Origin of the sequence: Huintestinicola sp. (assembly GCF_051882455.1) — a bacterium.
Taxonomy (GTDB): domain Bacteria; phylum Bacillota; class Clostridia; order Oscillospirales; family Ruminococcaceae; genus Huintestinicola.
This window is the reverse complement of sequence record NZ_JBJERV010000009.1, coordinates 21,512-34,649: the sequence shown is the minus strand read 5'-3', so window position 1 is coordinate 34,649 and position 13,138 is coordinate 21,512. Positions and strand designations below refer to the sequence as shown.

The window sequence follows — 13,138 nt, the reverse complement described above, 5'->3', positions numbered from 1 at the left end:
CCATAGTATAACAGCCCTCTTCAAAATCAGAAGAAGGCTGTTACGGAACTTAAACATTGTTTACTTGATTACTCGCATAACAATCAGCGAGGAACTGATACACTGCCTATTTATAATGCGCATAGCAATGAGCGCAGAACTTAACATTTTGTTACACTTACAGTATATCATATGAAAAGTCACAAATCAATATACATATCAGACAATAAAGTGCCGTTACCTTTGTCAGAATTTATAAGTACTCACTTCAGAAGCTCCTTGCAGGCATCATGCATCTCCTCAAGTCTCATTCGCTGCTCGCTGCCCCGGGGAACATAGCTTTGTATCTTATCGCATGGAAAATCTTTGCACTCGGCGCAGAGCTTCACGTGCCTTTCCTTGCAGCATTTTCTTATCTCGCAGCCCTTGCCGAACTTGTTGCAGTCGGCGGAAACGGTGCGGCAGCCGCAGCAGGAAATGTCCTTTGGGTAAAATTTTCTTTCCCCGTCGGAGTATTCGTGGGCGAGAAATCTGCGCATGGTATCATCGTCACGCTCGGTGGCTATAAAAACGGGACATTCATTGCACATTATCCCGCAGCAGGAAACTGTTTCCATATTTATATATCCTTTCTTTTATCATAAGTGACCGCAGGAGAATTTCCTGCAATATCAGTTTAATACTAATCTTTAATCGTTCTGTAGACAAAGGCGGCAGATAGAACGCTGCCAATCTAGGAAAGCGACCGCAGGCGGGCTGTCGCCCGGCAAGGGAGCTTGACGACGAGTGGCTGCGTTATAGCTGTCGGATTTGTCTATAGGTTGGTTAAAGATTAGTATAACATATCTGAGGCTGTACGTCAACCGTTAAAATCTCTCTCTGATAAGCTCCTGCACCTCTCTTATGGGCAGGCTCTTTATCCGATGGCTGCCGATATGCTCCGAGCTTGTGAAGATATGCACATCGCAGGACTTGTTCATTCTCTGAAAAATGTTCTGGGTTATGCGTATCTGCGCCACTCTTTCAAGGGGGACAGTAACGGTGTGGAACTCGTAGCCCTTGCAGTATTTGGCGCAAACGCTGTCGGAAGTGATGTTTATGCCGTTGGTGCAGTAGGCGCACGCCTTCACAAACAGCAGCCAGACCGCAGGCACCTCGCAGAGTATGGTCATAAAGGTGATAAGCTCGCGCCACTGGGGAAACATCATCAGCACCACGAAGCCTGCCGCCTGTATGGCAAGTATCAGCAGAGCGGGAGGACCGATAAAGCGCATAATGTAGGTGATCTTAGGATTGATATAGGTCTCGCTCCTCGAGAAGCCCGTAAGGAGCTTATCCATAACGCTGCCCAGACCTTTTACTCCGCCGCTCCTTGTTCCTCTTATGGAGCAGACGGGAACAAAAACGGGCAGCTCATTTTTCCGCTTGCCGTAGCCTGTGCAGTTAACGTGAACGGAGGTCACACCGAAAAGCTTCATCAGCAAATTCTGCCGCATATCCGCAATGTTTATCTTCCTGCTGTTTATGCAGTACATTCTTTTAACGATAAAGCCGCTGGTTATGATAATGCATTTTCCCCGTCTGCTTGCGGTAAAATTAAGGTGTCTGAGGATATTTGCTGAAAATGATATCACAAAGCCGATGCCGATTATTACGGAGATAGCCACGCCTGCGGGAGATATGCCCGAAATGAGCCTGCCTGCAAGGGTGGTAACGGCGTCGGACACATTGTTCACCGCCTTGAAAAACTCTCTTTCCAGCCTGTCCCCGATAATGTCCGTGCTTCCGGACAGAGCGGTCATGAGCAGCACCACTCCCGAAAGCGCCGAGGAGAAAAGCAGCGAAAAGGCTATAAGGCTCTTGGACGAGGCTTTGTAGGTAAAATTCATTCCGTCGGGCTTTTTTTCCCGTCTGCCGCCCTTGTTGCCGGGGCTTCTGAAAGCAGCCGACAGGATATTGAAAAGCTTTGCCCTGTCGGACTTATATATCATAAGACTCAGGTCAGCAGATGTCCTGCCCCCCGAAGCAGCGTCGGTGTCGATGTAGACCCTTACCGCTCCGAAACGTATCAGAACGGGATTTTCCTCGCTGGTCACGGCGCTTACGTTAAGGCAGGGTATCTTTGTGTCGGACTTGAATATCATTCCCTTTCTTACCGTAATTCCGTCCTCCCCGAAATCGTAAGAGGTAAAGTACCATCTTATCACAGCAATGGCTATCATAGCGGTAACTGCCAGAATATCCCACCCTGCGCCCCGGGACCACTTGTAAAAATCAAACCTGAGCGCCGCCAGACCTCTTACAAGGGGGATAAGGAGCAGCCAGAAGTTTTTTGTGGTATATCCGAGAAGCGCAGCAGGGTGCTGTCGTCTCACGCCGCTCCCTCCTTATTTTTCATCTTCGCTTTCCTTCTCGACATCGTTGAAGCTGAGCTGTCCCGAGGACACATCTTCAAAGGTAAGCTGAGTAACGCTGTCGAAATCCTCGGCTATCTCGCTTATCTCACGGGAGCTGAGGATATCCGAGCTGTCGGTGTAAACATAGCTGCTTTCCTCGGGAGAATATTCCACGAAATATTTTCCCTGAGGCTGGGGAGCTTTGGTCTCGCAGCGCTCCCGAAACAGCTCAAGTATCTCTGCGCAGTCCTTGTCAGACAGGAAAAGTATGGGCATGGTTCCCCCCAGCGCCTTTAAGAAAATGAAGTTAAAGCCCGTATATCCCGACAGCGGCGCGGATATACGCACGGCGTGCTGTACGGAGCTGAGCTTCATTATCCGATAGGTGCGGGTGAATATCCCCGAATAGGAAATGACCTCTTTTTCGTTTATAACATAGCGTATGGACTTGTACCACATGGGCAGGAGCAGCACTATGAACACCACATATACTGCCGCAAAAATTATCATAAGAGCGCTTATCACTCTGACGGGCAGAGCAGGCGTATCGGGCATATACTGGGGAAACTTGTCGAGAGCGTAGAGCCGCAGTATATTGAGCAGCACCAGCAGCACTATTGTCAGCAGAAACGCTGTTGCGGATATAAATTTCCTGCCCTTGGGGTCTGAGCTGTAATTCTTGCTCATGGCGGCTCTCCTTTCATGGTTATCTTTTTTATTATACCATAATTTACAAGGATACGCAAGAGCTTTTTTTGTATCTCCCCATTTTGCAGGCACAAAAAAACGGGAGCTGTCAGGCGTCCCGTTTTTTCTGTTATTTTCTGAGCTTTTCGGATATTTTCTTAATGACCTCCCTGTCGGGATCGGACTTTATCCTGTATTCGGTGCGGGAGTAGAAATTATCGTTTGTGTCCCATATAACGGGAACTATCCCCTTGTCGGTAAGCTTGTCCAGAACTATCTCAACACATTCCGACGAGTCCTTATGGACAGCGGCGCGGTCAAAGTTGGAAGCGGGGTAGCCTGCCGTGGTCTCCCCCATAAAAACGGGGATATTCTTTGACAGAAATGCCTTGTCCAGCAGGTCTATCTGTGCGTCCGTATAAGCAAGCCAGTCCTCTCCGCCTATCTTGTTTATCCAGTACATCATATTGTCAACGTAATGCACCGATACCATCAGCCTGTCGCTTGCCGTATCGTTGGGCATAACAAACAGGGGCGATGTGGTGTTGTCGATATTCGTCCAGTAGCCCGAAACGATAAGCACGCGCTCCCCGTTATTTCCGCCTGTGGCTCTTACCGCGTCCACAAACGCCTGATTGAGGGTGTTGGTCATTTTGTAAGCCTCACCCTTCGGAAGCTCCGCAAGATCTCCGTTTTCGTCAAACCGGTTTCCGCCCAGATATTCGTTATAGCCCTCAAATACCAGCGTGTAGGGGTAATCCTTGAAATACTCCGCTATCTGTGTCCATAAATGGGTGAATATCCCGGCACATTCCTCGGTGGAGTTGCGGCGGATTATAAATTCGTCAAAATGGTGAATGTTTATGACGGTGTAAAGACCGTCCTTCTGACAGTAATCAACTATCTCCTTCACCCTGGCGATATAATCGGGGTTTATGGTGTAGGTGCCGTCATTTGCCATCATATTACCCCAGAAAACGGGTATGCGCACTGTGTTGAAGCCCTCTGCCTTTATTCCGTCTATCACTTCCTGAGTGGTCTCCACAGCGCCCCAGCAGGTCTCGTAATCCTTCGGGGTATTGCTTCCCACAACGGGTATCCACTCGTATGTTATCTTTTCGCAGCCTGAAGCTTCATACGCCTCCATTGTGTTTCCCAGATTAAGACCGATGCCCATATTTTCGGCGACCTCCTGTGCCGAAGGGCTTTGTGACGCATCTGAGCCTGCACAAGCCGATGAGCCGAGCATCAAAGCTATTGCCATTATGACAGATATAAGCCTGTTGTTCATTTTCATGCTTCCTTTCTTTCGGATATTTCAATATGAAACTGCGCATTAAGCGATGGCAGCGGCAGACGGTATTTCTCCGCCAGTGCGGGACCGCAGGCGTTTGAGCCTACTCCTGCCATTCTGCTGTCAACGCAGACAACATTGCTCTCGCATTTTTCAAGCTCGAAATTATGCCGCTTTGCCGCAAGCTCCTCCTGTGTGTATTCGGACGCACTAAAGGAGAAGTCCTCCGCTGCGGTGAACCTTACATTTACTTTTCCGTCGGTGACGGTCATATGCTTACAGCCGAAATGAGAGCCGTTTTCCTGGGGACGGATATAGTCCTCGTGCATATCGCATATCTTCGCCGTGAAATTTCCCATATAGCATGACTGATGCTTGTCAATATAGCTTTCATGGGGACCAAAGCCGAAATATTCCACACTGTCAAAGGCTTTGGGCATAAACAGCCTTATGCCGAAACGGGGCAGGAATGTGACCTTGTTTGAAAATTCCGCTTTGCACTGTATGTCAAGCCCGTCTGCCGAGATGATGTATTTCACGTCCATATAGGCGAAGGGCTGATGAATGCTCCAGCCGAAGGACTGCTTCAGGGTAATTTCCGCTCTGTCGGGGAAGGCTGCTGCGGCTGCGCCGTAATTTTTCACTGTGTGGTCGTTAAGGTGCGCTCTGTACCAGTCTCCCTTCATAACATCGTTGTCCACGGGCGCACGGAAGAAGTTGAAGGCTATGGGTCTGTCGAGTATCTCCCTGCCGCCCCATTTTATTGAGTCAAACTCCGACAGCCTTTTGTTAAAGCGGTATGAAGCATTTCCTGCGGTGATATTTACACAAAGCGGAGTATCTTCAAGGCTTATTTCTGCGCTGTTTTCAGTGCGGATAATTTCTTCTCTGACCTCACTTATTTTAATTTGGTCAAAGCATACCTCATATCCCTTTTCGCAGAATAATGTATCCTCCTTCATCGTAAAGATAAATCGTATATATGTATCCTTGTCAAAATGCTCCGCTGCGCCGGGAATGAAGATCTCCGAACTTTCCATTGGCGGCAGGTCAAAATTGACATTCCCCCGGGCAATAATGCCGCCGTCGCAGGTCATCTCATAGCGGCAGTCCAGGATATCCCCCGCATTTTCAAATTCAAGCATACTTCTAAAAATAAAGCTGCCGTCCTTTTCGCCCTTTTCAATGCGGACGGGACGATATACCTGCTTTAGCTCAAGCAGTCCCGTGTGGGGCGTTCTGTCGGGATAGGTAAGGGCGTCCATGCAGAAATTGCCGTCATTGTGCTTCTCGCCGAAATCTCCGCCATAGCCGTATTTTATCCTGCCGTCCTCCGTTTTCCCCATTATGCAGGCATGGTCGCTCCATTCCCATACAAAGCCGCCGCAGAAGCGTTCGTTTGAATAAAATACATTGTGATAATCCTCAAGGTCGCCGGGACCGTTGCCCATTGCGTGGCAGTATTCGCAGAGGATAAAGGGGCGCTTTTCCTCCTTCTTATCAAGGAATTTCATCATATCCTCGGGAGAGGTGTACATCTCGGAAACAACATCAAGAATATCATCGGGAGTATCGTCAAGCCTGTGGGTGCTTTCGTAATGGAGGAGCCTGGTATCGTCAAGGGACTTGACCAGCTCCCCTGCCGCAAGCATATTCCTGCCGTAGCCGCTCTCGTTTCCGAGAGACCAGAATATGACGCAGGGACGGTTTATGTCACGCTTTACAAGCATTTCCGCACGGTCGAGTATCGCCTTCCCGAAGCGCTCGTCCGAAGCAAGCAGAGCGATACCGTTATAGCCGTTCTCCCAGCTCCATTTGAAGTCGTTGTACACCTCCACACAGCCGTGGGACTCCATATCAGCCTCGTCTATAACGTAAAGCCCGTACTCGTCGCAAAGCCTGTAAAACAGCGGTGAATTGGGATAATGAGACGTTCTCACGGCGTTGATATTATGCTTTTTCATAAGCAGGATATCTTTTCTCATCTGCTCACAGGAAGCGTAATATCCCGTATCGGGATAGCTGTCATGACGGTTAACTCCCTTGAATTTCACAGCTCTTCCGTTTATTTTCACAACGCCGTTTTCTATGCATACTTTGCGGAAACCGACCCTTTCACCGATGACCTCGTCACCGGCGGATATTGTCATTGCATAAAGATAAGGCTTATCCGCAGACCATAAAACGGGTGCGCTTATCTCGCAGGAAACAGTCTCGCCGTCCCTTGCGGAAAATTCTGCGGCTAAATTTCCTGCCTTATCGGTAAGCTTTGCGCTGACATCACAGCCGAATGGAGTGAAAACAAGCTTTGCAGAAGATAAGCCGTCTGAAATATCCGTCCTGACGATATAGTTTTCAAGGCGCTTTTTCGGACGTGACAAAACGTAAACATCACGGAAGATCCCCGACAATCTGAACTTGTCCTGATCTTCAAGATAAGTTCCGTCGCACCATTTTAAAACCGCAGCGGTAATACGGTTTTCCCCCTCGCTGAGAAATGGGGTGATATCAAATTCAGAGGTGCTGTGGGATACCTGGGAATATCCTGCAAATACACCGTTTATGTAAAGATACACGCAGCTGTCAACGCCCTCAAAAGCCAGTATCCTGTCAAGTCCGTCGGAGACATATTCATAGCTGCGGCTGTAAACGCCCACGGGTATATCATCGGGGACGTAGGGCGGGTCGTATGGGATAGGATAGCACACGTTCGTGTACTGCGGTCTGTCATAGCCGTGAAGCTGCCAGTTTGAGGGAACAGGTATCTTTTTGTCAGACGGGACGGATATGAAATCGTCCTCCATATCGATAATGCTGTCATAGTATCTGAGATCCCACTCGCCGTTCAGAAGCTCGAAACGGCTTGAATTTTCCCTGTTGTCAAAGGGGTCCTCCCCTGCGCCGAAGGGTATGAAATAGCAGTGCTTCTCAAGAGTATTGACGTGCAGCTGAAATGGGTCCTCGTGATATATCATTTTGCTTTTGGGCGAGCCCTGTGCGGAAATTTTTGAAATGTCCATACTCATTCTCCTTTATATATCCCAAGAAAAGCCAGGGTCGGCTCTGTTCGTGAATCGGTTATCTTTATCCTTACAGACCTTGTCCTGATATTTTTAAGCGGGACTATGCGCTTATATCCGATAACTGTTCCGCTGTATATCTCGGTGTATTCCCCGTCCTGCTCAGCCTCCACGGCAAAGCTTTCCACACGCTGTCCGCAGAGGATATTTTCCTTTAATACGATATTTCCGACAGCAACGGGAAATTCCCATCTTGCAGTAAGCTCAGCGGACGTGCTGCCCTTTTCGGCAATATAATATTCATCGTAATTATCGTTTCGGACAGCGGAAATTTCCTTGCCGTCAGCGATGAGTCCGGCATTTTCAAGAAGATTTTCGGCAAACGCTTTTTTCAGATATTCTCCCAGCTCCGCCAGCCGCTTAACATCATTTTCATGGATAAGTCCCTCATTTGTCGGCGGTATATTCAGCAGGAATGTGGCATTTCCGCCCACGGAATTATTGTAAATGTGTATCAGTTCCGCAAGGCTGCGCACCTTGTCATTCTCGCTCTCGTGCCAGAACCAGCCTGGACGGATAGAGGTGTTCACCTCCGCAGGATACCAGATAAGCTTATCCTCATTTTCAAGCATCTTCCTGCTGCCCAGGTCGGCGTCACGGGCGTCCACCCTTCGCAGGCGGAAGCTCTCGTCATCGGTATGCTGACTTTTTTCGGACACGATCTCGCTGTCCTTTGCATGCTCGGGCACAACGCTCCATTCGGCAGCACGGGTATAGCCTGCCTCATTGCCGCACCAGCGTATGTCGGGACCGCAGACGGAAATGCAGGCACCCGGCTGCAGCCTGCGTATGACGCTGTAATATCTTTCCCAGTCATAGTACTGTTTTTTCCCGTCAGGACCTTCTCCGCAGGCACCGTCAAACCACACCGAAAAAATATCACCGTAGCCCGTCAGAAGCTCTGTCAGCTGTTCAATGAAGAAGTCATCGTAAGCCTTCCCCTGACCGTAAAGGGGGCAGTTTCTGTCCCATGGGGAAAGGTATACGCCGAATTTTATGCCGTACTTTCTGCAGGCGTCGGAGACCTCCCTTACCACATCTCCCCTGCCGTTTTTCCAGGGTGAAGCTGCAACGGTATGCTTTGTGACCCTGCTTTGCCACAGGCAGAAGCCGTCATGATGCTTGCAGGTGAGGATAAGCCCTTTCATTCCTGCAGAGCTTACGGCGCGTACCCATTGCTCCGCATCAAGCTTTTCGGGGCAGAATATCTCCGGGCTTTCTGTGCCGTCGCCCCACTCCTTGTCCGTAAAGGTATTGACGGTAAAATGGATAAAAGCGTAAAATTCAAGCTGCTGAAACCGCACCTGTCTTTCGTGAGGGTGTACTCCTGCAAGTTTTTCATCTGAAGTCATAGCGTCCTCCGTTGTGTTTTTTCTTTTTATTATACTATAGTGGATAGAATACGGCAAATCAAGGGAGTCTGACGCAGAGCCGGAGTATTATAGCCGCCGTATTTTGTCCATAGGTTAATTGGTCACTATATACGATTATATATGCTCTTGACTGTTAAGTCAATAAATGATATTATCATTATATAACAATATGAATATGGAGGCGAAATATTTTGTTTTTCTGCGACTATCCTATCATACGCGGGGAAAAGGAGCTGCCCCTTTTTCTTCTGAACATGGGTCAGCAGCACTGTCAGGACCATATCATCAGAACGGAAGGCTATCCCTGTCACCAGATACTTTACTGCACAAAGGGCGGCGGAACACTTCTCATGGACAATAAAGCATTTCACATCTCACCGTACACAGCCATATTTATGCCTGCATTTCACCCCCATGAATATTATCCCGACGGCGACATCTGGGATATACACTGGGTAGTGCCCGCAGGCTTTGCCGCCGATGATATACTCAAGCATTTCGGGCTTTCAGAGCCGAAAATATATGAGCTTAATGAGGTGAATATGCTTGAGCATATTTTCAGAAAAATGCACGAAGCTATAAGAGCGGACAGCGTTTTCGGCAATTACAGGGCATCGGGCTATTTGTACGATTTTCTTATCGAGTTCTACCGCCTTATCTCATCGTCGGGAGTTTCGGGAGCGCCAAATTCCGCGCTTATGAAGGCTCTTGACCATATCAATTTCAACTATGCTTCCCCCATTTCCATGAACGAGCTATGCGCAGTCTCGGGGGTGTCAAAGCAGTATCTCTGCCTGCTTTTCAGAAAAACTCTCGGCTCCCGCCCCATGGAATATATTGCAAAGCGGCGCATACAGGCGGCAAAGGAACTGCTCACAGGCTCGGACAAGACCATTGAGGAGATAGCCTCGGAAACAGGCTTCTGCACCGCAAGCTATTTCTGCAAGCTTTTCAAAAGGTATGAAGGAATGACCCCTTCACATTTTAAAAAAGCGGAATAGTCTGCACCATGATAAAAAAACAGGCACCGAGGCACCTGTCAGTCTGTCGAAAAAGCCGGGATCATACACCGAAAAAAGTTCATCTGCATGATCCGGCTTCAACACTTTTAAGCTACCGAGCCACAAAACCGGTAAATTATTGCAATTTTTCCAACGAGGTGGCTTCAGCGACACGCTGACAGGCACCGAGGTACCTGCTTTTTTCCGAAAAGATCGGCTCACTGATATTACGAGATCGTATATTTTTCGAGGCTGTCCTTGGGGTCGGGAGAATATCCGTCATCGTAATACAGTTCATAGGAGCTGTGGGCATATCCTATGAGCTTCATTGACTCATGATCTATCTCTGATGTATTTCCCGCAGGGCTGCAGAAGGGTATCGCCTTTTTGCTGCGGATAAAGAAAACAAGCTCGTCAAGAGGGATATCCACATAGTGATGACCCTTGGGAAGTATCTGAGTAACATAATTATCCCATGACTTCATTCTCACAAGCATCATTTCCTCGGGGAGATATACATACCTGCCCCGTGCATTCTGCTTGTACACAGGCGCTATCATCAGCTCATCGCCCAGCAGGAGCTGGTCCTCGGTCTGCTTTGCCATATCGTCATCGGGGAAATCAAACGCGAGGGGCTTGAACATCATTTCATCCTTCAGCGCTGCCTTGAGAAATTCGCTGTAAAGGTACGGAATGAGACAATATCTTATCCTTATCATCTCGGCTGCCGCACTCACATTATCGAAACGGTAAAGCTCCTGCATACGTGTTCCGTCTGCGGAATGATTTCTGAAAAGGGGCGTGAACAGCGAATACTGCAGCCAGCGGAGCATAAGGTCCTCGGTGGTGTCGCAGCCAAATCCGCCCGTATCCGAGCCTGTGAAGAGAAAGCCTGCCATATTGAGCGCGGGAAGCTGCTGCATGGACTGGAGAATATGCGACCACCAGGATTTGTTGTCGCCCTGCCAGATGCCGCCATAACGGTGTGCGCCGATATATGATGCGCGGGAGAAGAACAGGGTGCGCTTATCGGGGCAAATTTCCTGCAAAGCCTCAAATGCGGAGCGGGTCATATTCATTCCGTAAAGATTATGGACATCGCTGTGCTTTACCTGCTGACCGTTTACATTATGATAGAACTTGTCATAATCGCCCATATTTCCGTTAAGTCCCGCAACCATTCCCGTAAATGCAAAATACTCGTTTATGCCCATATTTCCCGAGGTAAGCTTTTCGATCTCGGCGCAGGTGTCCGCAAGCCTGTCCTCGGTGTAGAAGATCGCAGGCTCGTTCATATCGTTCCAGAAGCCCTCAATGCCAAGCTTTGTGAGAGCGGAATATTTTCTGCCGAACCATTTCCTTGCCTCGGGCTGCAGAAAGTCGGGAAAATGCACACGTCCCGGCCATACCGCACCTACAAAGTCTTCCCCATCGGCATTTTTGCAGAAGTAATTTTCACGGACGCCTTCCTCGTAAACATCGTAGCCGTCCTCTATCTTGACTCCTGCGTCAATGATGGGTACAAGGCGTATCCCCTGCTCCTTCATATCGCTCACAAGCTTTTCAAGGTCGGGGAAACGCTCCCTGTCAACGGTAAAATCCTTGTAGCGCTCCATATAGTCTATATCCAGATAGATACTGTCAAGGGGTATGCCCGCAGCCTTGTACTGCTCCGCAACGGCACGGATATCCTGCTCGTTTCTGTAGCCCCAGCGGCTCTGTCCGTAGCCGAATGCCCAGAAGGGCGGGATATAGCTTCTGCCGATAAGCTGTCTGAACTGCTTTACGATGTCCTTTTCGTTTTCCCCTGTGATGATGTAGACTATAAGGTCATTTTTTTCGGAGCTTATCTTCATCTCGCTCCTTCTTGTGTAGCCGATGTCAAATTCCATCTTGCCCGCATTATCGAAAAATGCTCCGAAGGTCACCTTTCCGCTTATGATAATAAAATTATGGGCGCCGTAGAGAGAGCGGGTGTCCTCGTGGTGATTGGGATTGTCGTAATTCCAGCTGACATACTGCCAGCCCCTCTTGTTGATTCCTCTTATCTGTTCGCCCAGACCGTAAACAATATCATCTTCGGAAAGAGTATAGGTAAACACCCCGTTATTATCCGTTTCAAAAAACGGGAGCTTATCCTCCGAGGCATCAATATTTTTTACCGCAGCGTCGGTGGGGAAGGGGGTACCGTAAACATATTTTTTTATCATTTTTCAGCACTTCCTTTCGAAGCAGTCATTGAAATTTTCTTTTCTATATGATATAATACTATAAAACAGCAGCAAAATCTATTGATATTCTACCATATCCTGATACTATCCTATTTTCCAAAGGAGAACATATGAATAATATATCATCAAAAGAAAACCGCATTCACAGCTCTGAGGTCAAGCCCTTCAGCTACTACAAGTGTGTTATCCCCGACCATTTCAACTGCGTTCCCATGCACTGGCACAGCGAATTTGAGATAAATTTTATCCGCGAAGGCTCGGCAGAGTTCATCTGCGGCGAGGAGAAATTCACTTCCGCCTGCGGTGATATTATCATTACCCAGCCCAATGTTCTGCACTCGATATATCCCTGCGCAAATGCACGACAGGTATATGATACTCTTGTTTTCAGCCATGAGATATTCGGCGGGACGGACTCCGACAGATATATATGCGAATGTATAAGACCGCTTATTAACGGCAGCATGAGAGTCCCTACCCATATCACCCCGAAGCACCACTATTACCGGGAGCTTGCAATGGCAGCCGAAAACATCTTCTCCTGCGCAAAGGGCGACGCCCCTCGGCTGGATATGCTCATGCGCAGCGAGATAATAAAGCTGTTCTGGCTGCTTGAGTCGGAAGCGGAGACCGTGTCACTGTCCTGCAGCTCGGACAGTATGATACGTCCCGCGCTGGAATATATCGGGGAGCATTTCAGCGAAAGGATCACCGTCAGTCAGCTTGCCGCCTCGGTCCATCTGAGCGAAAGCTATTTTATGGACCGCTTTCGGAAACAGGTGGGACTGAGTGCCATAGAATATATTTCCCATTTCAGGATAGATAAAGCCTGCAAGGCGCTTATCGGCACGAAAAAGAACATTCTGGAAATTGCCCTTGACTGCGGATTTTCAAACATCTCCAATTTTAACAGGCAGTTTAAAAAAATCGCAGGCTGTTCCCCCACCGAGTACAGAAAAAAGCTCTCGGAGCTTTGACATTACGCATGATCAAATATATGCTTGTAATATTTTTTCGGATATGGTATAATGAAGACAGGTAGGGAATTGCCGATACGATACCGAAAAAAGCTAAAGCATAATGCGGGAGGAAATGCT

General features: G+C 48.4%; 9 protein-coding genes. 2 read left to right on the top strand and 7 right to left on the bottom strand.

Annotated elements, in window-relative coordinates; translation table 11 throughout:
* Nucleotides 1–242 precede the first annotated feature (242 nt).
* From ACI4J0_RS01360 to ACI4J0_RS01335, 6 genes are all read right to left on the bottom strand, one after another.
* Nucleotides 243–596, bottom strand: a complete 354-nt coding sequence (locus tag ACI4J0_RS01360; RefSeq protein WP_439764021.1) for a DUF3795 domain-containing protein — start codon at nucleotides 594–596, stop codon at nucleotides 243–245.
* A 249-nt stretch (nucleotides 597–845) separates the two neighbouring features.
* On the bottom strand, nucleotides 846–2,354 hold the full coding sequence (locus ACI4J0_RS01355; protein WP_439764020.1) for a PH domain-containing protein: 1,509 nt from the start codon (nucleotides 2,352–2,354) through the stop codon (nucleotides 846–848).
* Between the two features lie 12 nt (nucleotides 2,355–2,366).
* A complete protein-coding gene (locus ACI4J0_RS01350) occupies nucleotides 2,367–3,062 on the bottom strand; it encodes a PH domain-containing protein (RefSeq protein WP_439764019.1) in 696 nt (231 codons plus the stop codon).
* A gap of 130 nt (nucleotides 3,063–3,192) precedes the next feature.
* Complete coding sequence (locus ACI4J0_RS01345) at nucleotides 3,193–4,353, bottom strand: cellulase family glycosylhydrolase (protein WP_439764018.1); 1,161 nt, start codon at nucleotides 4,351–4,353, stop codon at nucleotides 3,193–3,195.
* 2 nt (nucleotides 4,354–4,355) lie between these two features.
* Nucleotides 4,356–7,376: a glycoside hydrolase family 2 TIM barrel-domain containing protein gene (locus tag ACI4J0_RS01340; RefSeq protein ID WP_439764017.1), complete on the bottom strand. Its 3,021-nt coding sequence runs from the start codon at nucleotides 7,374–7,376 to the stop codon at nucleotides 4,356–4,358.
* 2 nt (nucleotides 7,377–7,378) lie between these two features.
* Nucleotides 7,379–8,788, bottom strand: a complete 1,410-nt coding sequence (locus ACI4J0_RS01335; protein WP_439764016.1) for an alpha-L-fucosidase — start codon at nucleotides 8,786–8,788, stop codon at nucleotides 7,379–7,381.
* A 212-nt stretch (nucleotides 8,789–9,000) separates the two neighbouring features.
* Between ACI4J0_RS01335 and ACI4J0_RS01330 the strand changes: the two genes are divergently transcribed.
* Complete coding sequence (locus ACI4J0_RS01330; RefSeq protein WP_439764015.1) at nucleotides 9,001–9,810, top strand: AraC family transcriptional regulator; 810 nt, start codon at nucleotides 9,001–9,003, stop codon at nucleotides 9,808–9,810.
* A 227-nt stretch (nucleotides 9,811–10,037) separates the two neighbouring features.
* Here ACI4J0_RS01330 and ACI4J0_RS01325 read toward each other — a convergent pair whose 3' ends face one another.
* Nucleotides 10,038–12,020 (bottom strand): glycoside hydrolase family 31 protein, encoded by a 1,983-nt coding sequence (locus tag ACI4J0_RS01325; protein ID WP_439764014.1) that lies wholly within the window; start codon nucleotides 12,018–12,020, stop codon nucleotides 10,038–10,040.
* A gap of 131 nt (nucleotides 12,021–12,151) precedes the next feature.
* Between ACI4J0_RS01325 and ACI4J0_RS01320 the strand changes: the two genes are divergently transcribed.
* Nucleotides 12,152–13,018, top strand: coding sequence for a helix-turn-helix domain-containing protein (locus ACI4J0_RS01320; RefSeq protein ID WP_439764013.1), 867 nt, complete (start codon nucleotides 12,152–12,154; stop codon nucleotides 13,016–13,018).
* Nucleotides 13,019–13,138: the final 120 nt, after the last annotated feature.